Annotated in this window: 18 protein-coding genes and 7 tRNA genes; 20 read left to right on the top strand and 5 right to left on the bottom strand. The window is 52.2% G+C overall.

Annotation, left to right across the window (positions count from 1 at the left end; all coding sequences use genetic code 11):
- Nucleotides 1-51 precede the first annotated feature (51 nt).
- Nucleotides 52-1,347: an MFS transporter gene (gene tcuC / locus BZK42_RS08665; protein ID WP_080859003.1), complete on the top strand. Its 1,296-nt coding sequence runs from the start codon at nt 52-54 to the stop codon at nt 1,345-1,347.
- Between the two features lie 51 nt (nt 1,348-1,398).
- Here tcuC and BZK42_RS08660 read toward each other — a convergent pair whose 3' ends face one another.
- The gene (locus tag BZK42_RS08660; protein WP_016155980.1) at nt 1,399-1,731 is read right to left on the bottom strand and encodes a ChiQ/YbfN family lipoprotein; all 333 of its coding nucleotides are present in this window, start codon (nt 1,729-1,731) and stop codon (nt 1,399-1,401) included.
- 49 nt (nt 1,732-1,780) lie between these two features.
- A complete protein-coding gene (chiP, locus tag BZK42_RS08655; protein WP_016152254.1) occupies nt 1,781-3,187 on the bottom strand; it encodes a chitoporin ChiP in 1,407 nt (468 codons plus the stop codon).
- Nucleotides 3,188-3,823: 636 nt separating this feature from the next.
- Between chiP and BZK42_RS08645 the strand changes: the two genes are divergently transcribed.
- Genes BZK42_RS08645 through BZK42_RS08635 form a run of 3 tightly spaced genes read left to right on the top strand, consistent with a single transcriptional unit; the run spans nt 3,824 to nt 8,285 of the window.
- Nucleotides 3,824-4,825: a LacI family DNA-binding transcriptional regulator gene (locus tag BZK42_RS08645; RefSeq protein ID WP_080859002.1), complete on the top strand. Its 1,002-nt coding sequence runs from the start codon at nt 3,824-3,826 to the stop codon at nt 4,823-4,825.
- 34 nt (nt 4,826-4,859) lie between these two features.
- On the top strand, nt 4,860-6,968 hold the full coding sequence (locus BZK42_RS08640; RefSeq protein WP_080859001.1) for an ADP-ribosylglycohydrolase family protein: 2,109 nt from the start codon (nt 4,860-4,862) through the stop codon (nt 6,966-6,968).
- 33 nt (nt 6,969-7,001) lie between these two features.
- Nucleotides 7,002-8,285 (top strand): ABC transporter substrate-binding protein, encoded by a 1,284-nt coding sequence (locus BZK42_RS08635; protein WP_080859000.1) that lies wholly within the window; start codon nt 7,002-7,004, stop codon nt 8,283-8,285.
- A gap of 58 nt (nt 8,286-8,343) precedes the next feature.
- On the opposite strand, the gene glnS is transcribed toward BZK42_RS08635, so the two are convergent.
- Nucleotides 8,344-10,011: a glutamine--tRNA ligase gene (gene glnS / locus BZK42_RS08630; RefSeq protein ID WP_016152250.1), complete on the bottom strand. Its 1,668-nt coding sequence runs from the start codon at nt 10,009-10,011 to the stop codon at nt 8,344-8,346.
- Nucleotides 10,012-10,198: 187 nt separating this feature from the next.
- Complete coding sequence (nagE, locus tag BZK42_RS08625; protein WP_016152249.1) at nt 10,199-12,148, bottom strand: PTS N-acetyl glucosamine transporter subunit IIABC; 1,950 nt, start codon at nt 12,146-12,148, stop codon at nt 10,199-10,201.
- A 342-nt stretch (nt 12,149-12,490) separates the two neighbouring features.
- On the opposite strand from nagE, the gene nagB reads away from it, so the two are divergent.
- The 12 genes from nagB (at nt 12,491) to BZK42_RS08560 (ending at nt 19,468) form a co-directional block, all read left to right on the top strand.
- Nucleotides 12,491-13,291, top strand: a complete 801-nt coding sequence (gene nagB, locus BZK42_RS08620; RefSeq protein ID WP_003022803.1) for a glucosamine-6-phosphate deaminase — start codon at nt 12,491-12,493, stop codon at nt 13,289-13,291.
- 60 nt (nt 13,292-13,351) lie between these two features.
- Nucleotides 13,352-14,500: an N-acetylglucosamine-6-phosphate deacetylase gene (gene nagA, locus BZK42_RS08615; protein WP_032931096.1), complete on the top strand. Its 1,149-nt coding sequence runs from the start codon at nt 13,352-13,354 to the stop codon at nt 14,498-14,500.
- Nucleotides 14,501-14,508: 8 nt separating this feature from the next.
- Entirely contained in the window at nt 14,509-15,729 is a 1,221-nt protein-coding gene (gene nagC / locus BZK42_RS08610; RefSeq protein ID WP_016152247.1) for a DNA-binding transcriptional regulator NagC, read from the top strand.
- A gap of 140 nt (nt 15,730-15,869) precedes the next feature.
- Nucleotides 15,870-16,622: a ribonucleotide monophosphatase NagD gene (nagD, locus tag BZK42_RS08605; protein WP_005121413.1), complete on the top strand. Its 753-nt coding sequence runs from the start codon at nt 15,870-15,872 to the stop codon at nt 16,620-16,622.
- Between the two features lie 252 nt (nt 16,623-16,874).
- Nucleotides 16,875-18,539 carry an asparagine synthase B gene (asnB, locus tag BZK42_RS08595; protein WP_003835552.1) on the top strand — a complete coding sequence of 555 codons (1,665 nt, stop codon included), beginning with the start codon at nt 16,875-16,877 and terminating at the stop codon, nt 18,537-18,539.
- A gap of 222 nt (nt 18,540-18,761) precedes the next feature.
- Nucleotides 18,762-18,838 (top strand) — tRNA-Met (locus BZK42_RS08590).
- 8 nt (nt 18,839-18,846) lie between these two features.
- Nucleotides 18,847-18,931 (top strand) — tRNA-Leu (locus tag BZK42_RS08585).
- 23 nt (nt 18,932-18,954) lie between these two features.
- Nucleotides 18,955-19,029: transfer RNA gene (locus BZK42_RS08580), tRNA-Gln, on the top strand.
- A gap of 37 nt (nt 19,030-19,066) precedes the next feature.
- Nucleotides 19,067-19,141 (top strand) — tRNA-Gln (locus BZK42_RS08575).
- 21 nt (nt 19,142-19,162) lie between these two features.
- Nucleotides 19,163-19,239 (top strand) — tRNA-Met (locus BZK42_RS08570).
- A 43-nt stretch (nt 19,240-19,282) separates the two neighbouring features.
- Nucleotides 19,283-19,357: transfer RNA gene (locus tag BZK42_RS08565), tRNA-Gln, on the top strand.
- Nucleotides 19,358-19,393: 36 nt separating this feature from the next.
- A tRNA-Gln gene (locus BZK42_RS08560) sits at nt 19,394-19,468 on the top strand.
- A 103-nt stretch (nt 19,469-19,571) separates the two neighbouring features.
- Here the strand turns inward: BZK42_RS08560 and ubiF are convergent.
- Nucleotides 19,572-20,747 (bottom strand): 3-demethoxyubiquinol 3-hydroxylase, encoded by a 1,176-nt coding sequence (gene ubiF, locus BZK42_RS08555; RefSeq protein ID WP_047415148.1) that lies wholly within the window; start codon nt 20,745-20,747, stop codon nt 19,572-19,574.
- 145 nt (nt 20,748-20,892) lie between these two features.
- Here ubiF and miaB point away from each other — a divergent pair, with 145 nt between their 5' ends.
- The 4 genes from miaB to corC all read left to right on the top strand — a co-directional run bounded on the left by miaB (nt 20,893) and on the right by corC (nt 25,066).
- Nucleotides 20,893-22,323 (top strand): tRNA (N6-isopentenyl adenosine(37)-C2)-methylthiotransferase MiaB, encoded by a 1,431-nt coding sequence (gene miaB / locus BZK42_RS08550; protein WP_016152245.1) that lies wholly within the window; start codon nt 20,893-20,895, stop codon nt 22,321-22,323.
- Nucleotides 22,324-22,514: 191 nt separating this feature from the next.
- Nucleotides 22,515-23,561, top strand: a complete 1,047-nt coding sequence (locus BZK42_RS08545) for a PhoH family protein (protein WP_019076268.1) — start codon at nt 22,515-22,517, stop codon at nt 23,559-23,561.
- Nucleotides 23,558-24,025 carry an rRNA maturation RNase YbeY gene (ybeY, locus tag BZK42_RS08540; RefSeq protein ID WP_003835559.1) on the top strand — a complete coding sequence of 156 codons (468 nt, stop codon included), beginning with the start codon at nt 23,558-23,560 and terminating at the stop codon, nt 24,023-24,025. Before BZK42_RS08545 ends, ybeY begins: the two co-directional genes overlap by 4 nt.
- A gap of 162 nt (nt 24,026-24,187) precedes the next feature.
- Nucleotides 24,188-25,066 carry a CNNM family magnesium/cobalt transport protein CorC gene (gene corC / locus BZK42_RS08535; protein ID WP_005121418.1) on the top strand — a complete coding sequence of 293 codons (879 nt, stop codon included), beginning with the start codon at nt 24,188-24,190 and terminating at the stop codon, nt 25,064-25,066.
- Nucleotides 25,067-25,077: the final 11 nt, after the last annotated feature.

The following is a 25,077-nucleotide window of genomic DNA, read 5'->3' as shown; positions in this document are numbered from 1 at the left end:
CGCAAACTCTTACCTCTATAAATATTATGATAAGACAGTGGAGCAAACCCAATGACACAACAACCATCGCGCGCCGGAACTTTCGGCGCAATACTGCGGGTAACCAGCGGTAATTTCCTCGAACAGTTTGACTTTTTTCTGTTCGGTTTTTACGCCGCCTATATCGCAAAGACCTTCTTTCCTGCAGAGAGTGAATTTGCCGGGCTAATGTTAACTTTCGCCGTGTTTGGTTCAGGTTTCTTAATGCGGCCTGTTGGCGCAATTGTGCTGGGTGCTTACATCGACAGAATTGGTCGCCGTAAAGGACTGATGGTGACGCTGGCGATTATGGGCTGCGGTACCCTGCTGATTGCCCTGGTACCCGGTTATCACAGTATTGGTCTGCTGGCCCCTGTCCTGGTATTACTCGGCCGATTATTACAGGGCTTTTCTGCAGGGGTGGAACTGGGCGGCGTCTCGGTTTATCTTTCTGAAATCGCCACCCCTGGCAATAAAGGCTTCTACACCAGCTGGCAGTCCGCCAGTCAACAGGTCGCCATTGTGGTGGCGGCTCTGATTGGTTACGGCCTGAACGCCACCCTGGGACACGATGAGATCTCTGAATGGGGCTGGCGTATTCCATTCTTTATTGGTTGCATGATTATTCCTTTGATCTTCGTGCTCCGCCGCTCGCTTCAGGAAACAGACGCCTTTTTACAACGTACACACCGTCCCGACACCAGGGAAATTTTTACTACTATCCTCAAAAACTGGCGTCTCATCGCTGCGGGTACGCTGCTGGTGGCGATGACCACAACGACGTTCTACTTTATTACCGTCTACACACCGACCTACGGTAGGGCTGTACTTCACCTGAGCGCTCGCGACAGCCTGATCGTCACCATGCTGGTCGGTATTTCTAATTTTATCTGGCTGCCGATTGGCGGGGCGATTTCTGACCGAATTGGTCGTCGTCCGGTGTTGATGGGGATTACCATCCTTGCACTGATCACCACCTGGCCGGTTATGCACTGGCTCACCGCCGCGCCAGATTTCACGCGCATGACGCTGGTTCTGCTTTGGTTCTCGTTCTTTTTTGGTATGTACAACGGGGCAATGGTCGCCGCACTCACTGAGGTGATGCCTGTCTATGTGCGTACGGTGGGTTTTTCACTGGCATTCAGTCTTGCCACGGCGATTTTTGGCGGCCTTACGCCAGTCATATCCACAGCGCTGGTCCAGCTAACCGGGGATAAAAGCTCACCGGGGTGGTGGCTGATGTGTGCGGCACTTTGCGGGCTCGCCGCCACGGCAATGCTGTTTGTCCGGCTGAGTCGTAATTATCAACCGGTGGAATATAAACCCTGAAATGCAAACGGGCGGAAAACTCTCCGCCCGTTGTCTGTTTCATTTTTCGATTTACTGCGCAGTATTCTTGCTACGAATTTCCTGCCAGACCTTGTCGCAATCAGCATTAACGGACTGACCATTACCTGTGCGCGTAGCCTGGATGCATTGCTGATAATCCAGTACGCGTACGCTTTCTTCATTGGCAAACTGCTGATGCTGCTTTTCTTTCTTCAGCACATTCAACACGCTTTGGCAGGCTTCGATTTTCTCCGGCGATCCTTGCGCGGTAGTAATGCACGCGCTGTAGGCTTCTTTCAGACGACTGTCTTCTTTTGGTGCCGGGGATTGCGCGCAAGCCACCAGCCCGGATGCCATAACAGCGATGAGTATCAGTTTTTTCATAGCACTTTCCTCAACGATGCGGCAGGCGCCCGGCCTGCCGCTGTTGGCATTAGAAGATGGTGAACGGAGCAATAACGATGAATTTCACGTCGCGCTCATCCTGGAAGATGTTGCCGTAACCACCGCCCCAGCTCGGAATGTCTGAATGGTTGTCGTACTGGGTGAAGTGCAGTTTAAACATGGTGCCCTTCGCACGCCCCTCTTGCAGGGTATAGACCGCATCCAGGCTGTAAGAAGATTCTTCGATAGTCCGGTTTTTGTCGTAGTACGCATCCGGATTGATCTGCCAGGTTGATGGCTTGGCATCCCATGCGTAAACGTAGGACGCGCCCACTGCCCAGCCCGGCAAATTCCAGTTCTTCAGGTCATACATTGCGCCGAAGAAGACAGCCTTTTCGCCGTTGGCGTTGAAGTCGGAACGGTTATCCCACCAGATATCCAGGCGACCGTTTGATGAGGCGTAGGTCGGGGTCATACGCTGCAGGAAGTACCCCTGCTGCCCGTCCGCTTTAACCCAGGTCCCTTCCAGACGCAGGTCAACCACTTCCGCCACTTTGTAGCCAAAGGTCAGCGCCTGCAGCCAGGCCGTACCGTCATAAATATCGTTCACGGTGCGATCATCAACTTTGTCGCGCGCGCCGTAGAACTGATAGCTGGTGGTAAACGGGTTACCGCCTAAATCGAATTTATAGCTGGCTTTTGCGAAGTACTGATCGACGTAGCCTTCAGACTGACCAAATGCGGCTTCCAGCAACAGGTTATTTTTAAAGTCATATTTCGCGCCGATTGAGTGCAGATAATCTACGCTGGTCTTCTTATCAGCCTGATAGAATTTATCGACTTCAGTGTGCCATGGTGCTTTATATTCGTTGGCCCACATATAGGAGAAGCTCAGTGCACCAGCATCACCATAGTCGAAGTTGGCTCCGGCTTCAGCACCCTGATAGGTACCTGGCATAAAGCTCCAGTGCGGAGCCAACAGAGTCTGTCCGGTTGGTTGAATGTAACCGGCGCGCGCCCAGGTTGGGCCGAATTTAAATTTGGCTGCTGCTTTATAAAGGCTAATTCCGCTCTTATCGCCGGAGTAATCTTCATCATAGCCTTTATTTTTTGACGAGAATGCAATTTCGTTTGGATGGCCGCTTTCGCTACTTTCGTTCATTTCAATAGCGGTAAATGCTGCGATATCAATACCAAACATATCAGCCGCATAACCGGACTGGAAGTCGAGGTTAGCGTTCCAGGTGGAGTGAGAAAGGTTGGTTTTGTATTTGTCGTGATCGGTCACATCTTTACGGTCACGCTCACGCTGCCAGTAATAGATGCCGCCGGTTAAGGTTGAGTCATCAATAAATCCCTCGGCGTGTACCTGGGGAGCGACAACGAAACCCGACATTGCTGTGATACCGGCGATAGCCAGCGCCAGCGTACTACGTTTGCCACTAAACGTACGCATATGTTAATCCTCTTTGACGTATAACCCTTCGTTTTTCAAGCTGCATCGGTGTTGGCTTTACTCGGCCTTTGGCCTCGCCCCTTCGGGGACAGCGCACGCGCTGCGTCTCCGCCTTGATACAACTCGAAATCCATTGGGTATAAAATGCTGCCGACAAAAGCGGACAGCGAAAAAACAAAAATTAAAAAAGTAGCGCTGAGAAAACCTCAGTGACTACAATGAATAGACTATTTTTCGCGACGCGAATTATCAATCTCTTTCTGTAACGAGTATGTAATAGTATGAGCAACCGCACATATTTTCTTGTTTTCTGTTACATTTTGCTTTGGGAGTAAAAAAAGTCACAAAAACAAGAAAAAACACTTTATATACATATAGATATCTTCAATTTTATTATTATATATATAATTCAACCCTTAATAATTGTCTTTGCATTCGCAAAACAAATTAATTCTCGAACGTCATTAATTCGCTCTGCAAACAGAACGTTCGAGCTCCTGAATTCACTCTCCGTCGTTGATGTGACCGTCCTCGGATTTTCCACACAAATACACTCACTTTATAAGGTTTTTATTGACAGCTACCGGGTGTCCCATTATTCAAAGATGCAGGTTATACGTATAAGTTGATAAATAAATGACAAAACGCATCACACAGAAAGACGTCGCGGCCCTGGCTGGCGTTTCACAGGCGGTGGTATCCGTGGTACTCACCAAAGGAAATCACACCTACCCACAGGAGACAGTGATCCGGGTTGAGCAAGCGGCTAATCAGCTGGGATATATACCGAACCGTTTTGCACAAGCGCTGAAAACCAATAAAACCATGTCGATCGCCTGCATCGTGCCGGATATCGCCAACCCTTTTTATGCCTCGCTCGTCCGTGGTGTCCAGTCGGTGACGGATAGGTATCACTACGATGCGATCGTGGCCAGCACCGATGGATTACGGGAAAGAGAGCTGCATTTTTTGCGCTGGTCAGCGCAGGGGCGGGTCGACGCCGTGGTAGGGACATTTTTTAACGTCGGGATGAAAGATTTTGCCCCGTATCTTCAGGCAGGGATCCCGATTGCACGTATTGAAGCCAGGATGAAAAAAAGCGGCCCGCTACCGCTGCATAATGTTTATATCGACAACGCCGCTGCCGCGCGCAGCGCCGTCGAATATCTGCTGGCACAGGGGCACCAAAATATCACGATGATCGCCAGCGCTGGCGGTCCTGAGCCTGCCAGAGTGGAAGGATATCGCCAGGCGATGACCCAGGCCGGCCGCCTTCCGCGCATCAAAATTCTGCCAGGTTTTAACGAACAGAGCGGCTATCAGATCGCGATGCAGCTGATTAATGACGGCACGCTCCCGGATGCGATTTTCGCCGCCAACGATTTAATGGCTATCGGCGTGATGCGTGCCGCAAGGGAGAAAGGCATCACGATCCCGGAGCAGCTTGCGGTGATGGGGTTCGATGATATTCCCGCCGCCGGGCTGGTGACCCCTTCCCTGACCACTATCGCCCAGTACCCGGAGCAGCTTGGGCAAAAAGCGGCCGCCCTCCTCCTGACACAAACCGATATCACCGCGCCGCTCCAGGGCAGCACCACAGAAATGCCCTGGGGCCTGGTAAAAAGAGAATCCGCCTGAACGGCTGATAAAAAACCACACAAGGATCAAACAGATGGAATTGCCTTCAGATTATGAGTCGCGCGTTTATGCAGGGGTGTTAGGGAAATTAATCGGCGTCTACCTTGGCCGCCCTTTCGAAGGGTGGACCTACGAAAAAATTATGCAGGAGCTGGGGCCGATCCAGTATTACGTCCACGAAAAATTTAACCGTCCGCTGGTTGTCACCGACGATGATGTCGCCGGAACCTTTACCTTTATCCGCGCACTGGAAGATTATGCCCTGCCGCCGGATCTGAGCGCGGAACAGATGGGGCACTGCTGGCTTAATTACATCATTGATAAGCGCACCATTCTCTGGTGGGGCGGCAACGGTAATTCGACGGAACACACCGCCTGGCTGAATCTCAAAAAAGGCATTCCGGCTCCGCTAAGCGGAGCCATTGCGACCAACGGGAAAACGATTGCCGAACAGATTGGCGCACAAATCTTTATTGATAGCTGGGCGCTTGTCGCACCGGGACAACCCCGTCTGGCGGCAGAACTTGCCAAAAATGCCGCCAGCGTGAGCCATGACGGTGAAGCGGTGTATGCCGCTATGCTCTGGGCGGCGATGGAATCACAGGCCTTTATCTGCCAGGAGATCGAACAGCTTATTGACGTTGGACTATCCGTGATCCCGGCAGAGTCGCAAATAGCCCAGCTGGTTGGCGATATCCGTCGCTGGCGACGGGAAGATAACGACTGGCAGACGACCCGCCAGCGAATCGACGACAACTATGGCTATCACAAATATCCCAGCAATTGCCACATCATTCCTAATCATGCGCTGATGATTATGGCGATCCTTTACGCGCCGGACGACTTCCAGCAGGCCCAGTGCATTGTCAATACGTCAGGATGGGACACCGACTGCAATGCGGGGAATGTCGGCTGTCTGTCCGGCATTATGCTGGGACTCCAGGGTATTGACGCAGGCCCGGACTGGCGCGGGCCGCTGGCGGACAGAATGCTGATCTCCTCAGCCGACGGGGGGTTCTCCATAAACAACGCCGTGCGGATCACCGATTACCTGGTCGGGCTGGGACACCAGATTGCCGGTCTGCCGCGCCCTGAAGCCAAAAAATCCGGCGCGCAGTACCATTTCTCACTACCGGGCAGCGTGCAGGGTTTCCGCTGGCTTAATGAAGAAAATGCGGCCGCGGTTGAGGTTAAGAATGAGGCACACCTGGGGCGGCAGATGTTGAGTCTGCACTATCGCCATCTTGCGCCCGGACTTCACGCCAGCGTGACCACGCAAACCTTTACCCCGCCTGAAATCGTGGAAATGCGCAGCTACGATTTAATGGCTACCCCACTTATCTACCCAGGCCAGCGTCTTCAGGCCACCCTAATTGCGCCACCGGATAACACATCCGCGTTAAACGTGCGGCTCTGCTACCGGGTTTATGATGACAACAATCAGCTGACGCCCCAGTACGGCGACGCGCAGAGTATAGCCCCGGGTGAATCGCTAACGCTGGCGTTGGATCTCCCGGACTGCCAGGGCCAACCAATCGGCGAGATTGGCGTAACAATCAGCACCGATGCCCGCGTTGCCCGCGGTCGCCTGCTCATCGACAGTATGCGCTGGGACGGCGCACCTGAGCTGACCCTGCGTAAACCCACAGGGGAAAATAATTTCTGGTGGCGAGCCTGGGTAAACGGCGTGGATCTCTTTTCACGCCACTATCCCACCAGCTTTCGCATCTCCAAAGAGTACGACGAGGGATTGATTATTCACGGAACGCGGCAGTGGGATAACTACCGCGTTCAGAGTGACATTACGCTGCATTCAGGGGAGTACGGCGGTCTGGCTTTTCGGGTGCAGGGGATGAGGCGCTATTACGCCGCGCGCATCCTGCGCGACGGAAAATTACAGATCGTCCGCGTGCGCGACACCAGCACCAAAGTTCTGGCAGAAGCGGCTTTGTCCGACGTGTACGAGCGCCCTGTGTCGTTCGATATCAGCGTCAACGGGCAGATTATCTCCGCGACCGTTGACGGTAAAACGCTGCGCGTGGAGGACGCTGAACGCGAAGCCTTGATGGATGGCGGGATCGGTTTACTGATTTGTGCGGGTGCGCTGTCGACGGACGCTATCCATATCAGCGCCAGTTGTTAATCAACGGAAATGGACGACAACAAGGGATTAAAAATGAACATATCAAAAACAATGCTGGCGCTGATGACCGCCGTTTTGCTTTCAGGCTGTGAGGATAAACCGCAGCAGGTGAGCATCGAATTTATGCACTCCGCCGTTGAGCAGGAGCGCCAGACTGTCATTGCCGGGATCATTAACCGCTTTCAGCAAGAGAATCCGGATATTATTGTGAAGCAGGTTCCCGTAGAAGAGGATGCCTATAATACCAAAATCATTACCCTTGCCCGCTCAGGATCACTGCCGGAAGTCGTCGAGGTCAGCCATGACTATGCCAAAGTCATGGATAAAGAGCAGCTTATCGACCACAAAGCGGTGAAAACGCTGATCGACAGGCAAGGCGAAAGCGCCTTCTACGACGGCGTGCTGCGTATTGTTCGTACCGAAGACGGAACGGCCTATACCGGCGTGCCGATCAGCGCCTGGCTACAGGGAGTCTGGTATCGGAAATCGGTACTGGCTAAAGCAGGAATCGACGAACCCAAAAACTGGACGCAGCTGCTGGAAGCGGCACGCAGGCTGACCGACAGCACCAGTAAAAAATATGGCATCGCGCTGCCGACGGCTGAAAGCGTCATGAGCGAACAAACCTTCTCCCAGTTCGCACTTTCAAACGGTGCCAATGTGTTCAACGCAAACGGCGACATCACGGTTAACTCAGCGGAAATGCAGGCCTCGCTGAACTATTATCGCGAACTGGCCCGCTATACCATGCCTGGCTCGAACAACGTAACAGAGATCAAAGACGCCTTTATGAACGGCACCGCGCCGATGGCGGTCTATTCGACCTACATCCTGCCAGCGATTTATCAGGATGGTTCACTGGCGGATTTAGGCTTTGTCGTGCCGAGCGAAAAATCACCTGCCGTATTTGGCGTTATCACATCATTAACGCTCACAGCCGGTCAGACTGAGGCAGAAACGAAAGCCGCCGAAAAATTTGTCAGCTTTATGGGACAGGCGCAGAACGCGGCTGACTGGGTATTGATGTCGCCGGGGGCGATGCTGCCAGTAACGAAGGCCGCCGCGCAAAACGTCAGCTGGAAGGACAACCCTGCCGTCAAAGTCTTTGGAACTCTCCCTGAACAGCTGATTGCCCAGTACCCGAATATGCAGGTCTTTGGATCGGTCGGCGAGAAGAACTTTACGCGGATGGGGGATATTACCGGCTCCATGATCCTCAGTGAAATGGTCAATCAGGCGACGGTGGGTAAGCAGGAGACATCGGTGGTGCTGGAACGCAGCCAGCAGCGGGTTCAGGCGTTAATGCGGCATAAGTAAAACAGAAAAATCCGCCTCAAACGTCGCGTTGGCGGCGTTTGAGGCAGTGTGACAGCAATTACTCGCCGACTTTAGCCCACGTATCGCGCAGACCTACAGTGCGGTTAAATACCAGCTTGTCAGCCGTTGCATAGCGGCTGTCCAGGCAGAAATAGCCTTCACGCTCAAACTGGAACGCTTTACCTGCAATCGCAGCCTGCAGTGACGGCTCACCGTAGCCCTGCTTAATGACCAGCGATTCCGGGTTGATAACGGACAGGAAGTCTTCCGCCGCACCTGGGTTTGGCACGCTAAACAGACGATCGTACAAACGGATTTCAATCGGCAGCGCATGGGACGCGCTCACCCAGTGAATAACACCTTTTACTTTACGACCATCAGCCGGATCTTTGCTCAGGGTGTCGGCATCGTAGGTGCAGAAAATGGTGGTGATATTCCCTTCTGCATCTTTCTCTACACGTTCAGCCTTGATCACGTAAGCATTGCGCAGACGTACTTCTTTGCCCATCACCAGACGCTTGTACTGCTTGTTCGCTTCTTCGCGGAAGTCTGCGCGATCGATCCAAATTTCACCGCTAAACGGCACTTCACGGCTGCCCATTTCCGGTTTGTTCGGATGGTTAGGCATGGTAACCAGCTCGCTTTCGCCCTGCGGGTAGTTTTCGATAACCAGTTTCACCGGATCGATAACTGCCATCGCGCGCGGGGCGTTTTCGTTCAGATCTTCGCGAATGCAGGACTCCAGAGAAGCAATCTCAATGGTGTTATCCTGCTTGGTCACGCCAATGCGTTTGCAGAACTCACGAATAGCGGCAGCAGTATAACCACGACGACGCAGGCCAGAAATCGTCGGCATACGCGGATCGTCCCAGCCTTCAACGTGCTTGTCGGTCACCAGCAGGTTCAGCTTACGCTTGGACATCACGGTGTATTCCAGATTCAGGCGCGAGAATTCGTACTGGCGCGGGTGAACCGGAATGGTGATGTTGTCCAGCACCCAGTCGTACAAACGACGGTTATCCTGGAACTCCAGCGTACACAGTGAATGCGTAATGCCTTCCAGCGCATCGCTGATGCAGTGGGTAAAATCGTACATCGGGTAGATGCACCACTTGTTGCCGGTCTGGTGGTGTTCGGCGAACTTAATACGGTACAGCACCGGATCACGCATCACGATAAACGGCGAAGCCATATCGATTTTCGCGCGCAGGCAGGCTTTACCTTCTTCAAAACCACCGGTACGCATTTTTTCGAACAGTGCCAGGTTCTCTTCGACGCTACGATCGCGGAACGGGCTGTTTTTACCCGGCTGCGTCAGAGTGCCGCGGTATTCGCGGATCTCCTCCGCTGACAGTTCATCAACGTACGCCAGGCCTTTATTAATAAGTTCAACCGCATAGGCGTGAAGCTGATCGAAGTAATCCGAAGAGTAGCGAATATCGCCAGTCCAGTGGAAACCTAACCATTCAACGTCGTTTTTAATCGACTCAACGTACTCGATATCTTCTTTAACCGGGTTCGTATCATCAAAACGCAGGTTGCACTGGCCCTGGTAATCTTGCGCAATGCCAAAGTTCAGACAAATGGATTTCGCGTGGCCAATGTGCAGATAGCCATTTGGCTCCGGCGGAAAACGTGTATGGATAGTGGTGTGCTTACCACTGGCCAGATCTTCATCGATGATCTGACGAATAAAGTTACTCGGGCGGGCTTCAGCCTCACTCATCGTGGATTCCTCAAAGCGTAAACAACGTATAACGGAACATGATCTTATAAGCGACGTCAGGAGACAACTATTAGTTGCACAAAAAAGGTGTTTCAACAGGATATATGAGGGTATTTGCTGCAAAAAAAAGCGGCGGAGGAATATCCCCCGCCGCTTAAGGCACTTAACTCACTTTACTCAGGAGCAGTTATTTACCTTTAATCTCATACAGTGGTGTTTGACCAGCAACCACATGACCTTCGGCTTTAATGACCAGAGCACCGAAATCATCGCTGTTGCTGCACACAACCGGGCTAATCATGGAACGTGCGTTAGCGTTCAGGAACTCCAGATCCATTTCCAGAATCGGTTGACCTGCAGTCACTTCCGCACCTTCTTCAACCAGACGCTTAAAGCCTTTACCTTCCAGCGCTACTGTATCGATACCCATGTGGACCACGATTTCCGCGCCTTTAACGGTTTCCAGACAGAACGCATGGTTAGTGTTGAAGATTTTCACGATGGTGCCGGCAGCCGGAGCAACCACGATTTTATCCGTTGGCTTCACCGCCACGCCGTCGCCTACAGCTTTGCTGGCGAAGGCTTCATCAGGCACCTGCTCCAGCGCAACCACGTCACCGGTAATCGGAGAAACTAAAGTTTCAACGGTTACAGCGTTCGCTACAGCTTGCGGTTTAGCAACTGGAGCCGCTGCTGCTGGCGCACTTTCACCAGACGCTGCAGCCACCGGGCCACGCGCGACAACTTTCTTCATTTCGTCGCCGATAGATTCGGCCTTCGCACCCACGATGACCTGGATAGTTTGCTTGTTCAGCTTAACCACTCCAGATGCGCCTAAACGTTTACACATCGCATCATTTACGCGACCGGAGTCGGCAACGGTCAGACGCAGACGAGTGATACAGGCATCAATCGCTTTCAGGTTATCGGTACCGCCAACTGCTGCAATGTAGTTGGTTGCCAGTTGAGCCAGACCTTCTTCAGTGTTGCTGTTCGCTTCTTCAGTAACGATATCGTCTTCTTTATCTTCACGGCCCGGCGTTTTCAGGTTAAACATACGAATAACCGCGCTGAACAACACAAAGTAAATGACGAAGAACACCAGACCCATCACGACTAGCATCCAGACGTTCTGACTCGCCGCCGGCAGGTTGTACATCAACACGTAGTCGATAGCACCTGCGGAGAAGGAGAAGCCCGCGTGGATCCCCAGCAGTGTTGCAACGAACAGGCTGATACCCGTTAACAGTGCGTGCAGGAGGTACAGCAATGGCGCCAGGAACATGAACAGGAATTCCAGCGGCTCGGTAACACCGGTCAGGAACGCGGTGATCGCAACGGACAGCAGCATACCGCCAACCATCGGACGACGTGCTTTCGGAGCGGCGAAGTACATTGCCAGCGCCGCACCCGGCAGACCAAACATCATGATCGGGAAGAAGCCAGACATAAACATACCCGCAGTGCCGTCACCCGCGTAGAAGCGGTTGATGTCACCGTGGAATACGGTACCTGCAGCGTTAGTGAATTCACCAATCTGGAACCAGGCGATGGTGTTCAGCACCTGATGCAGACCGGTTGGGATCAGCAGACGGTTGATGAAACCAAAGATACCGGAACCCAGCGCGCCAGCGCCCACGATCCACTCACCTCCCGCATGGATGGCGTTCTGCACCGGCGGCCACACGTAGCCGAAGATAGCAGCCAGCACCAGACAGAAGAAGCCAGTGGCGATCGGCACGAAGCGTTTGCCGCCAAAGAAGCTCAGGAAGTCAGGTAGTTTGATACCAGACCAACGGTTATATACCGCACCGCCGACCAGACCAGTGATGATACCTGCCAGCACGCCCATGTTGATGGCCGGGTTAATGGTAACCATTGCTTTGGTCAATATGAAATAACCGACCGCACCCGCCAGCGCTGCAGCACCCGCGCTGTCTTTTGACCAGCTGGAAGCCACACCGATAGCGAAAATTAACGCCAGGTTATCAAAGATGGCCCCACCCGCTTGCGCGATGAAGGGTACGTTAAGTAAATCTGGTTGGCCGAATCGCAGCAGCAGTGCCGCGACTGGCAGCACAGCGATGGGGAGCTGTAACGCCCTACCCAGCCGCTGGAAAAAACCTAAAATATTCATTTTATTCCCCCTACGAGACCCCGATTAGGCTTCTTTGAAGCCATATTTTTATTGTGCGACCATTCCTGACAGCAAGATTCTGGAACAACAATATTAACCATTCATCTACATTCAGAGTGTGTGAAAATTTAATTCGTATCGCAAATTAAATGCGTGTTTTTTGTGATTCCAGTCACCAAATATCGTTATTAACCCTCCCTTCCACTGGCTAACTACGAAAACTTATTTTATCATTCAAAAAATCGAAACGGATTGATCCTTACCGATGCAAAACCAGGTTACGCTTAATACTGCACAGAGACTCAATCCGCCAATTGCTTACATTTACTTTTGAGGTGAAGAATGAGACTGATCCCCCTGAATACCGCTGAACAAGTCGGCAAATGGGCTGCTCGCCATATCGTTAACCGTATTAACGCGTTCAAACCAACGGCTGATCGTCCGTTCGTTTTGGGCCTGCCGACTGGCGGTACTCCGCTGACAGCCTACAAAGCATTGGTTGAAATGCACAAAGCGGGCCAGGTAAGCTTCAAGCATGTTGTGACGTTCAATATGGACGAATATGTTGGCCTGCCGAAAGAGCATCCGGAAAGCTACCATAGCTTCATGCATCGCAACTTCTTTGATCACGTTGATATTCCAGCAGAAAACATCAACCTCCTCAATGGTAACGCACCGGATATTGATGCAGAATGCCGTCAGTATGAAGAGAAAATCCGTTCTTACGGTAAAATCCACCTGTTTATGGGCGGCGTAGGCAACGATGGTCACATCGCGTTCAACGAACCAGCCTCTTCTTTGGCTTCCCGTACCCGCATCAAAACGCTGACTCACGACACGCGTGTTGCGAACTCACGCTTCTTTGACGGCGACGTAAGCCAGGTGCCTAAATATGCGCTGACCGTTGGCGTGGGCACCCTGCTGGATGCCGAAGAAGTGATGATCCTGGTACTGGGCCACCAGAAAGCGCAGGCGCTGCAAGCCGCCGTTGAAGGCAACGTTAACCATATGTGGACCATCAGCTGTCTGCAGCTGCATCCGAAAGCCGTTGTGGTCTGCGATGAGCCTTCCACCATGGAACTGAAAGTGAAGACGCTGAAATACTTTAACGAGTTAGAAGCGGAAAATATTAAAGGTCTGTAATTGATGTCTCCGCCCTGTCGATAAGTTGCAGGGCGGCATTTTTTGAAATCGGGGGTCGGAATGTATGCTTTAACCCAGGGCCGGATTTTTACCGGTCACGAAATTCTTGATGACCATGCGATTGTTGTCGCCAATGGCCTGATTGACAGCGTTTGCCCACTGGCTGAGTTACCGTCAGGAATTGAACAGCGCTCACTGAATGGGGCCATTGTTTCCCCCGGTTTTATCGATGTACAGCTAAACGGCTGCGGCGGCGTACAGTTTAACGATACGGCAGAAGCCGTGACTGTTGAAACGCTGGAAATCATGCAGAAAGCCAATGAAAAATCTGGCTGCACCAGCTACCTGCCAACGCTTATCACCACCAGCGATGACCTGATGAAACAAGGCGTTCGCGTCATGCGTGAATACCTGGCGAAACACCCGAATCAGGCACTAGGGCTTCATCTGGAAGGTCCGTGGCTGAATCTGGTGAAAAAAGGCACCCATAATCCGGGATTTGTCCGTCAACCGGACGCTGCGCTGGTTGATTTCCTGTGCAATAATGCCGATGTGATCACCAAAGTAACGCTGGCGCCAGAAATGGTCCCGGTAGAGGTCATTACCAAACTGGTGAATGCGGGTATTGTGGTTTCTGCGGGTCACTCAAATGCAACGGTAAAAGAAGCAAAAATCGGGTTCCGCGCAGGCATCACCTTTGCGACGCATCTGTTTAACGCGATGCCGTACATTACCGGCCGCGAACCTGGTCTGGCGGGCGCTATTCTTGATGAAGCCGATATCTACTGCGGCATCATCGCCGATGGCCTCCACGTTGATTACGTTAACATTCGTAATGCCAAACGCCTGAAAGGCGACAAGCTGTGCTTGGTCACCGACGCAACCGCACCAGCAGGTGCAAACATTGAACAGTTCATTTTCGCTGGTAAAACAATATACTACCGTAATGGATTGTGCGTTGATGAGAACGGTACACTGAGCGGCTCATCATTAACCATGATTGAAGGCGTACGCAATCTGGTCGAACATGCGAATATCGCTCTCGACGAAGTCTTACGTATGGCAACGCTCTACCCTGCTCGCGCCATTGGCGTCGACAAACAACTCGGCAGCATCGCGCCAGGCAAAGTAGCCAACCTGACTGCGTTCACGCACGACTTTAAAATTATCAAGACCATCGTTAATGGCAACGAGGTCGTTACTGAGTAAGAGAAAGAATGACACCAGGCGGACAAGCTCAAATAGGTAATGTTGATCTCGTAAAACAGCTTAACAGCGCGGCGGTTTATCGCCTGATTGACCAGCATGGGCCAATCTCGCGAATTCAAATTGCCGAGCAAAGCCAGCTTGCCCCCGCCAGCGTAACGAAAATTACGCGTCAATTGATTGAACGCGGGCTAATCAAAGAAGTCGATCAGCAGGCCTCCACCGGGGGCCGCCGCGCTATCTCTATCGTCACCGAAACCCGCAATTTCCACGCGATTGGCGTACGCCTGGGCCGCCACGATACTACGCTCACGCTCTATGATATGAGCAGTAAAGTGGTCGCTGAAGAGCATTATCCCCTCCCGGAGCGCACCCAGGAAACGCTGGAGTATGCGCTGCTCAACACCATTGCCACCTTTATTGAGAACTGCCAGCGGAAAATCCGCGAGCTGGTTGCGATTTCCGTCATTCTGCCAGGCCTTGTTGATCCTGAAAGCGGCGTCATCCGCTATATGCCGCACATTCAGGTCGAAAACTGGGGGCTGGTCGAAGCACTCGAAAAACGCTTTAAGGTCACCTGCTTTGTCGGTCACGATATTCGCAGTCTGGCGCTGGCCGAGCACTATTTCGGGGCAAGCCAGGATTGCGAGGACTCCATTTTGGTGCGTGTTCACCGCGGAACCGGGGCGGGAATCATCTCCAATGGCCGAATTTTTATTGGTCGCAATGGCAACGTGGGTGAGATTGGCCATATTCAGGTAGAGCCGCTGGGTGAGCGCTGTCACTGCGGTAATTTCGGCTGTCTGGAAACAATTGCCGCTAATGCCTCTATTGAACACCGCGTGCAGAACTTATTGAAACAGGGTTATCCAAGCCGACTCACGCTGGATGATTGCGGCATTAAAGCCATCTGTAAGGCGGCTAATAAAGGCGATAACCTGGCATCAGAAGTCATTGAGCACGTTGGTCGTCACCTGGGTAAAACCATCGCCATCGCCATCAACCTGTTTAACCCACAAAAAATCGTCATTGCGGGCGAAATTACCGAGGCTGATAAAGTGCTGCTGCCTGCTATAGAAAGCTGTATCAACACGCAGGCGTTGAAAGCGTTTCGCCACAATTTACCGGTGGTTCGTTCCACGCTGGATCACCGTTCAGCTATTGGCGCCTTTGCGCTGGTGAAGCGTGCGATGCTCAACGGTACATTGCTGCAACGTTTGCTGGAAAGCTAATACCAAGCTGCATCTGCTCACCCCAGTCACTTACTTCAGTAAGCTTCCGGGGTTCTCAGACTTGCCGCCTTGATGCAACTCGAATGATTTAGTGTATTTTGTGTATAGTAATGCCTTCTTTTTTTGATGTCGGATTGTCCATGGCCATTAAGAATGTAATTTGTGATATCGACGGCGTGCTGATGCACGACAATGTTGCCGTACCGGGTGCGGCAGAATTTCTGACTGGGATCCTGGAAAAAGGCCTGCCGTTAGTTTTGCTGACTAACTATCCTTCACAGACCGGGCAGGATTTGGCAAACCGCTTCGCCACCGCGGGTGTGAATGTCCCTGATAGCGTCTTTTATACTTCCGCCATGGCTACCGCTGATTTTCTTCGCCGCCAGGAAGGGAAAAAGGCCTACGTGGTAGGTGAAGGTGCGTTAATTCACGAGCTGTATAAAGCCGGGTTTACTATTACTGACGTGAACCCCGATTTTGTGATTGTTGGCGAGACGCGATCCTATAACTGGGACATGATGCATAAAGCAGCATATTTTGTGGCCAACGGCGCGCGTTTCATCGCCACAAACCCGGATACTCACGGACGCGGCTTTTATCCCGCCTGTGGTGCGCTGTGCGCCGGTATCGAAAAAATCTCTGGCCGCAAGCCGTTTTATGTGGGCAAACCCAGCCCGTGGATTATTCGCGCGGCGCTCAACAAAATGCAGGCGCATTCGGAAGAGACCGTTATCGTTGGCGACAACCTGCGTACCGATATTCTGGCGGGCTTCCAGGCGGGTCTCGAGACCATCCTGGTATTGTCTGGCGTTTCGACGCTCGACGACATTGACAGCATGCCGTTCAGACCAAGCTGGATTTACCCGTCCGTTGCAGAAATTGATGTGATTTGATGCGTAAGCCGGATAAGACGCCCCCGCGTCATATCCGGCCAGAAGAAGTTCTTCCATTTAATAAAACCGCCATAAAATTATCGATTCATTAATAAACCCGTCTATTCTGTAATCTTTTTTCACCAATCCACAATGACCATTGCGTTTTTTATTTTCTGACCCGTAATTCACTTGCGCCCTCTCCAGCTTTGCGGCATTTTCTTTATCAAGCAAACATAAAAAGCATCACGCAACAGGTTAACGGAGAAGGTTATGTGTTCTATTTTTGGCGTATTCGATATTAAAACTGACGCAGTTGAACTGCGTAAAAAAGCCCTGGAATTGTCTCGTCTGATGCGCCATCGCGGCCCGGACTGGTCGGGTATTTACGCCAGTGATAACGCCATTCTGGCGCACGAACGTCTGTCCATCGTCGACGTCAACGCCGGTGCTCAGCCGCTGTACAACGTGAAGAAAACGCATATCCTGGCGGTTAACGGTGAAATTTATAACCATCAGGCGCTGCGCGCTGAATACGGCGATCGCTATCAGTTCCAGACCGGTTCCGACTGCGAAGTTATCCTTGCGCTGTATCAGGAAAAAGGCCCAGAGTTTCTGGATGACCTGCAAGGCATGTTTGCTTTTGCTCTGTACGACAGCGAGCAGGACGCTTACCTGATCGGTCGCGATCATATCGGGATCATCCCGCTGTATATGGGTTACGACGAACACGGTAACTTCTACGTTGCGTCTGAAATGAAAGCCCTGGTTCCCGTGTGTCGCACGATCAAAGAATTCCCGGCCGGTAGCTATTTATGGAGTAAAGACGGCGAAATTCGTCAGTACTATCAGCGCGACTGGTTTGAATACGATGCGGTAAAAGACAACGTTACCGATAAAAACGAGTTGCGTCAGGCACTGGAAGATGCAGTGAAAAGCCACCTGATGTCAGATGTTCCTTATGGTGTATTGCTGTCCGGCGGTCTGGATTCATCCGTCATTTCCGCAATCACCAAAAAATACGCCGCGCGTCGTGTTGAAGATCAGGAGCGTAGCGAAGCCTGGTGGCCGCAGTTGCACTCCTTCGCCGTAGGCCTGGAAGGCGCACCGGACCTGAAAGCCGCGCAAGAGGTGGCGAACCATCTGGGTACTGTACACCATGAGATCCACTTCACCGTGCAGGAAGGTTTGGATGCTATCCGCGACGTGATTTATCACATCGAAACTTACGATGTTACGACGATTCGCGCCTCGACCCCGATGTACTTAATGTCGCGTAAAATTAAAGCGATGGGCATTAAAATGGTGCTGTCGGGCGAAGGTTCTGACGAAGTATTTGGCGGCTATCTCTATTTCCACAAAGCACCAGATGCAAAAGAGCTGCACGAAGAGACCGTGCGTAAGCTGCAGGCGCTGCATATGTTCGACTGTGCCCGTGCCAACAAAGCTATGTCGGCCTGGGGAGTGGAAGCTCGCGTGCCCTTCCTGGATAAGAAATTCCTTGATGTGGCGATGCGCATCAACCCGCAGGACAAAATGTGCGGCAACGGCAAAATGGAAAAACATGTTCTGCGTGAATGTTTTGAATCCTACCTGCCAGCAAGCGTTGCATGGCGCCAGAAAGAGCAGTTCTCCGATGGTGTCGGTTACAGTTGGATTGATACCCTGAAAGAGGTGGCCGCTGAGCAAGTTTCTGACCAACAACTGGAAACCGCCAGCTTCCGTTTCCCTTACAACACGCCATCATCTAAAGAAGCGTATTTGTACCGTGAGATTTTCGAAGAGCTGTTCCCGGTTGCGAGCGCTGCGGAATGTGTGCCTGGCGGGCCGTCTGTTGCCTGTTCTTCTGCCAAAGCAATCGAATGGGATGAGGCGTTTAAAACCATGAACGATCCTTCTGGTCGTGCGGTTGGCGTACATCAGTCCGCTTATAAATAAGTTAATCCTTAGAAAAGGGCCCTGCGGGGCTCTTTTTTATGTCTATTTTCTGTGCAAAAAAACAATTAATAACTAATAATTGCCGAATATTGCGTCATGCTGTTCGCAACCTAACCAAACAGTCACATTCCAGCTATTTTCAATGAAAAAGGGGTTGACGCTTCAAGGCTCAATACGCATAATGCGCCCCGCAACGCCGATAAGGTTACGCGAAAAAAAGATGGCTACGTAGCTCAGCTGGTTAGAGCACATCACTCATAATGATGGGGTCACAGGTTCGAATCCCGTCGTAGCCACCATCTTTTTTGCGGGAGTGGCGAAATTGGTAGACGCACCAGATTTAGGTTCTGGCGCCGCAAGGTGTGCGAGTTCAAGTCTCGCCTCCCGCACCATTCACCCGTAAGCGTTGCACGGATGGGGTATCGCCAAGCGGTAAGGCACCGGTTTTTGATACCGGCATTCCCTGGTTCGAATCCAGGTACCCCAGCCATTTTTTCTTCGATGTAGCGGTTCACCGCAACGGTCATTGGGGTATCGCCAAGCGGTAAGGCACCGGTTTTTGATACCGGCATTCCCTGGTTCGAATCCAGGTACCCCAGCCATCGAAGAATATGATAATATCTGGCTACGTAGCTCAGCTGGTTAGAGCACATCACTCATAATGATGGGGTCACAGGTTCGAATCCCGTCGTAGCCACCATATTAAGGACGTATCGACTCGTTCGGTAAATCCAAAAAATTGTTGGGGTATCGCCAAGCGGTAAGGCTCTGGTTTCTGATACCAGCATTCCGAGGTTCGAATCCTCGTACCCCAGCCAATTTCAAAAAGTCGTCCATTCTGTGGATGCGCCCGTTGGGGTATCGCCAAGCGGTAAGGCTCTGGTTTCTGATACCAGCATTCCGAGGTTCGAATCCTCGTACCCCAGCCATATTAAAAAAGCTCGCTTCGGCGAGCTTTTTGCTTTTCTGCATTTATTATCTGATGGCACTACGCTTACCAGGCCTACAACGTTCTCTGTAGGCCTGTCTGAATTACAATCCTAACGCGTACTTGAGTGCCTGGCGTTTCAGCACGCCGGCGCGCTCTGCGGCCATTAGCCCAAGATTACGCATGATACGCAGCGGCTGCAGGTTGTTGCTAAATCCTGCGTAGAACAGATCCATGCCGCTTTGCATGATGAAATTGTCAGTCATGCGACGGTTCTGATAGCGCTTCAGCACCGGCTGACTTGCCCAGGACTCACCGTAGCTGCGCGCATTCACCAGCACGTCAATCAGCGCATCCACATCACGGAACCCCAAATTAACGCCCTGCCCCGCCAGCGGATGAATGGTATGCGCGGCGTCACCCACCAGCGCCAGTCCTGGCTGCACATATTGCAGCGCGTGACGGCGCGTTAGCGGGAATGCCCCCGCTGCCACAGGCGTAACGTTACCGAGTCGCGATGGGAAATGTTTGGCGATCTCCGCCTGCAGTTGCGACATATTCAAACCTTGCAACTGACGGATACGCGCCGGTGAGTCGTACCACACCAGCGAGGCCCAGTTATCAAACAGCGGTAAAAATGCGCGCGGACCGTCAGGGGTGAATTGCTGCCAGGTGCTGTCTCCCGGAGAATTCTCGCATTGTACGGTTATCAACATACAGGACTGCGCATATTGCCAGGCATGGATACCAATCCCGGCCATTTTCCGCACCTGAGAATTTGCGCCATCGGCGCCGATGACCAGCTTCGCGCTGATTTTTTCGCCACCAGCCAGCTCAAGCTCATGCCGATCGTTATGTTGATGCAGAGAGATCAGCGACGCAGGCACGCGCAGCGTGACTTTGGGGTGAACGTCCAGAGCCTGCCAGAGCGCCTGTTGCAGGACTGTGTTTTCCACCATATAGCCCAGCAAGGGCAGCTTAAGCTCGGCGGCATCAAACATCACATGGGCATTTTCCCATTCCCACGTTTCCAGACGACGGTAAGGGTGGCTGCGCATCCCCTGAACCGTATCCCAGACGCCCAGCCCTTTTAGCAACGACACGGAGGCGGAGCTGATAGCCGAAATTCTGACATCTGGCTGTCCGTCAGCCACAAACGGCGCGGGAACGGCATGTTCAATGACCGTTACCGTAAATCCATGCTGCGCCAGTCCTAGCGCCAGCGCGCCGCCGACCATCCCCCCACCGACAATGGCAATTTCCGTTGGTTGATTTGTCATGGTCAATTATCCTGTTACATGTATTGTGTAAGTTTACAGGATTTTTTACCCCTTGAGGCTGACATCCGTCATACTGGTCACAACCGCGCCAAAGCAGTACACTATGCGCCCTGCATTTCAGCCACAATTTCGCAAGAGCAAGTCGATGACCAAAAAACTCCATATTAAAACCTGGGGCTGTCAGATGAACGAATACGATTCATCGAAGATGGCCGATCTGCTGGATGCCACCCATGGGTATCAACTGACCGACGTGGCCGAAGAAGCGGATGTGCTGCTGCTGAATACCTGCTCTATCCGTGAGAAGGCTCAGGAAAAAGTCTTCCATCAGTTGGGCCGCTGGAAGCTGTTAAAAGAGAAAAACCCCAAGCTGATCATCGGTGTCGGTGGCTGTGTTGCGTCTCAGGAAGGCGACCATATTCGCCAACGCGCGCACTATGTCGATATTATTTTTGGGCCGCAAACCCTGCATCGTCTGCCGGAAATGATTAACAAAGTGCGTGGAAGTACCACCCGTAGCCCGGTGGTTGATATCAGTTTCCCGGAGATCGAAAAATTCGACCGCCTACCGGAACCGCGTGCTGAAGGTCCAAGCGCTTTCGTGTCAATCATGGAAGGTTGTAATAAATATTGTACTTACTGCGTGGTGCCATACACCCGCGGTGAGGAAGTAAGCCGTCCGGCGGACGATATCCTGTTTGAAATCGCCCAGCTTGCGGCGCAAGGCGTGCGTGAAGTGAACCTGCTGGGACAAAACGTGAACGCCTGGCGCGGTGAGAACTACGACGGCACGATCGGATCTTTTGCCGATCTGCTGCGGCTGGTCGCGGCGATCGATGGCATTGACCGTATCCGCTTCACCACCAGCCATCCGATCGAATTCACCGATGATATCATTGAAGTGTATCGTGACACGCCAGAACTGGTGAGCTTCCTGCACCTGCCGGTACAGAGCGGTTCAGATCGCGTACTGAACCTGATGGGACGCACCCATACCGCGCTGGAATATAAAGCGATCATCCGCAAACTGCGCGCAGCGCGTCCGGATATCCAGATTAGCTCCGACTTCATCGTTGGCTTCCCAGGCGAAACCACGCAGGATTTCGAGCAGACCATGAAGTTGATTGCAGACGTCAATTTTGACATGAGCTACAGCTTTATCTTCTCTGCGCGTCCAGGCACCCCTGCCGCCGATATGGTTGACGACGTGCCGGAAGAAGAGAAAAAACAGCGCCTGTATATTCTGCAAGAGCGTATTAACCAGCAAGCTATGGCCTGGAGCCGTCGCATGGTCGGCACGACCCAGCGCATTCTGGTTGAAGGCACATCGCGTAAAAGCATCATGGAACTGTCTGGCCGTACCGAAAATAACCGAGTGGTGAACTTTGAAGGCAACCCGGAGATGGTCGGTAAGTTCGTGGATGTAGAAATTACCGATGTCTGGACGAACTCCCTGCGCGGTAAAGTGGTGCGCACCGAAGACGAAATGGGTCTGCGCATCGCTGAATCCCCTGAGTCGGTTATTGCGCGTACCCGCAAAGAAAACGATCTGGGCGTCGGTATTTATCAGCCTTAATCTTCAATGCCCGATGGCGCTACGCTTATCGGGCTTACTCTTCTGGGCTCGCTGCCCCGGCGGGCCTTGTAATCTACCTCATCATCCCCATATTTATCGCAATGCTTGCGCCTTTCCCCCATGGCGTGAATAATTTCCTTAGATGCCGGTAAATGTTCAGCGTCCGGCAAGACATGCAAAAGAGGAACAGTTTGAACATAGACACTCGTGAAATCACCCTTGAACCCGCAGACAATGCCCGCCTGTTGAGCCTTTGCGGCCCATTTGATGACAACATCAAGCAGCTGGAACGTCGCCTCGGCATCGAAATTAACCGCCGTGATAACCACTTTAAGCTGACCGGTCGCCCAATTTGCGTCACCGCGGCGGCAGATATTTTACGTAGCCTGTACGTCGATACTGCCCCAATGCGTGGTCAGACGCAGGACATTGAGCCTGAACAAATTCATCTGGCAATTAAAGAAGCGCGAGTGCTTGAGCAAAGCGCAGACAGCGTGCCGGAATTTGGCAAAGCGGTGAACATCAAAACCAAGCGCGGGGTAATTAAGCCGCGTACGCCGAACCAGGCACAATACATTGCGAATATCCTCGACCACGACATCACCTTTGGCGTTGGCCCTGCGGGTACGGGTAAAACGTATCTTGCGGTTGCCGCTGCGGTCGATGCGCTTGAGCGTCAGGAGATCCGTCGAATCCTGCTGACCCGTCCGGCAGTGGAAGCGGGCGAAAAACTCGGCTTCCTGCCGGGTGACCTCAGCCAGAAAGTCGATCCCTACTTACGACCGCTGTATGACGCACTGTTCGAAATGCTCGGGTTTGAGAAGGTCGAAAAGCTGATTGAGCGTAACGTCATTGAAGTTGCGCCGCTGGCCTACATGCGCGGTCGTACGTTAAACGATGCGTTCATCATTCTTGATGAGAGCCAGAACACCACCATCGAACAGATGAAAATGTTCCTGACCCGTATCGGCTTTAACTCCAAAGCAGTTATCACCGGCGATATCACCCAGATTGACCTGCCGCGAAGCACCAAATCCGGTCTGCGTCATGCCATTGAAGTACTGGCTGAAGTCGACGAAATTAGTTTTAATTTCTTCCATAGCGAAGACGTGGTTCGCCACCCGGTGGTCGCCCGTATCGTCACGGCGTATGAAGCCTGGGAAGAAGCAGAACAGAAACGCAAAGCCGAGCTGGCTGCAGAACGCAAGCGCGAAGCTCAGGAGCAGGAACAAAAATGAGTCAGGTTATTCTCGATTTACAGCTGGCATGTGAAGACGAATCTGGTTTACCAACAGAAAGTCAGTTTCAGGGTTGGCTGGATGCGGTGATCCCACAGTTTCAGGAAGAGTCTGAAGTTACCATTCGTCTGGTCGATGACGCGGAAAGCCACGAGCTGAACCTGACCTATCGCGGGAAAGATAAATCAACCAACGTACTCTCTTTCCCGTTTGAAGCCCCGCCGGGCATTGAAATGCCGCTGCTGGGCGATTTGATCATCTGCCGTCAGGTAGTCGAGAAAGAAGCGCAGGAACAAGGCAAACCGCTTGAGGCCCACTGGGCGCACATGGTGGTGCACGGTAGCCTGCATTTACTCGGTTACGACCATATCGAAGACGATGAAGCGGAAGAGATGGAATCCCTAGAAACAGAGATTATGCTTGCTCTGGGCTATGAGGATCCGTACATTGCCGAGAAAGAATAAGCATTTCGAAATCTTGTAAGCCTGATAAGGCGCAGCCGCCATCAGGTATTGCGCCTTATCCGGCTTACCTGGTTTGAAGTACGATAAAGAGACATGCCGTCAACAGCTGAATATACGCATGACGAGCTTTGTATTAACTAACATGAGAACCCATACGACGCCATGAGCGACGACAATTCACACAGTAGTGACACCTTAAACAGCAAAAAGGGATTTTTCTCCCTGTTACTGAGCCAACTTTTCCACGGTGAACCAAAAAACCGCGACGAACTGTTGGAGCTGATCCGTGATTCCGGGCAAAACGACCTTATCGATGAAGATACGCGCGATATGCTCGAAGGGGTGATGGATATTGCGGACCAACGCGTGCGCGACATCATGATCCCTCGCTCTCAGATGATTACCCTGAAACGCAACCAGACCCTGGACGAATGTCTCGATGTCATTATCGAGTCTGCCCACTCGCGTTTCCCGGTGATCAGCGAAGACAAAGATCACATTGAAGGGATTCTGATGGCCAAAGATCTGCTGCCGTTTATGCGCAGCGATGCCGAAGCCTTCAGCATGGAGAAAGTGTTACGCCAGGCGGTTGTCGTACCTGAAAGCAAGCGAGTTGACCGCATGCTGAAAGAGTTCCGCTCCCAGCGTTATCATATGGCTATCGTCATCGACGAATTCGGCGGTGTCTCAGGTCTGGTGACCATTGAGGACATCCTTGAACTGATCGTGGGTGAAATTGAAGATGAGTACGACGAAGAAGACGATATCGATTTCCGTCAGCTTAGTCGCCACACCTGGACCATTCGCGCTCTGGCGCCGATCGAAGACTTCAACGACGCTTTCGGTACCCATTTTAGCGACGAAGAAGTAGATACCATCGGCGGGCTGGTCATGCAGGCCTTTGGTCATCTGCCCGCGCGCGGGGAGACTATCGACATTGATGGTTACCAGTTCAAAGTGGCAATGGCCGACAGCCGTCGTATTATTCAGGTTCATGTCAGAATTCCGGACGACTCACCCCAGCCCAAACTGGACGAATAAACCCGAAACTG

The organism is Citrobacter braakii (assembly GCF_002075345.1).
GTDB classification, from domain to species: domain Bacteria; phylum Pseudomonadota; class Gammaproteobacteria; order Enterobacterales; family Enterobacteriaceae; genus Citrobacter; species Citrobacter braakii.
Note: the sequence above shows the minus strand (reverse complement) of the source record. Positions and strands in the feature narration are given on the sequence as shown.

Bases quoted from the DNA above. Each gene is read 5' to 3' on its own strand.
- tcuC (WP_080859003.1), top strand. From the start codon at position 52: ATGACACAACAACCATCGCGCGCCGGAACTTTCGGCGCAATACTGCGG.
- BZK42_RS08660 (WP_016155980.1), bottom strand. From the start codon at position 1,731: ATGAAAAAACTGATACTCATCGCTGTTATGGCATCCGGGCTGGTGGCT.
- chiP (WP_016152254.1), bottom strand. From the start codon at position 3,187: ATGCGTACGTTTAGTGGCAAACGTAGTACGCTGGCGCTGGCTATCGCC.
- BZK42_RS08645 (WP_080859002.1), top strand. From the start codon at position 3,824: ATGACAAAACGCATCACACAGAAAGACGTCGCGGCCCTGGCTGGCGTT.
- BZK42_RS08640 (WP_080859001.1), top strand. From the start codon at position 4,860: ATGGAATTGCCTTCAGATTATGAGTCGCGCGTTTATGCAGGGGTGTTA.
- BZK42_RS08635 (WP_080859000.1), top strand. From the start codon at position 7,002: ATGAACATATCAAAAACAATGCTGGCGCTGATGACCGCCGTTTTGCTT.
- glnS (WP_016152250.1), bottom strand. From the start codon at position 10,011: ATGAGTGAGGCTGAAGCCCGCCCGAGTAACTTTATTCGTCAGATCATC.
- nagE (WP_016152249.1), bottom strand. From the start codon at position 12,148: ATGAATATTTTAGGTTTTTTCCAGCGGCTGGGTAGGGCGTTACAGCTC.
- nagB (WP_003022803.1), top strand. From the start codon at position 12,491: ATGAGACTGATCCCCCTGAATACCGCTGAACAAGTCGGCAAATGGGCT.
- nagA (WP_032931096.1), top strand. From the start codon at position 13,352: ATGTATGCTTTAACCCAGGGCCGGATTTTTACCGGTCACGAAATTCTT.
- nagC (WP_016152247.1), top strand. From the start codon at position 14,509: ATGACACCAGGCGGACAAGCTCAAATAGGTAATGTTGATCTCGTAAAA.
- nagD (WP_005121413.1), top strand. From the start codon at position 15,870: ATGGCCATTAAGAATGTAATTTGTGATATCGACGGCGTGCTGATGCAC.
- asnB (WP_003835552.1), top strand. From the start codon at position 16,875: ATGTGTTCTATTTTTGGCGTATTCGATATTAAAACTGACGCAGTTGAA.
- ubiF (WP_047415148.1), bottom strand. From the start codon at position 20,747: ATGACAAATCAACCAACGGAAATTGCCATTGTCGGTGGGGGGATGGTC.
- miaB (WP_016152245.1), top strand. From the start codon at position 20,893: ATGACCAAAAAACTCCATATTAAAACCTGGGGCTGTCAGATGAACGAA.
- ybeY (WP_003835559.1), top strand. From the start codon at position 23,558: ATGAGTCAGGTTATTCTCGATTTACAGCTGGCATGTGAAGACGAATCT.
- corC (WP_005121418.1), top strand. From the start codon at position 24,188: ATGAGCGACGACAATTCACACAGTAGTGACACCTTAAACAGCAAAAAG.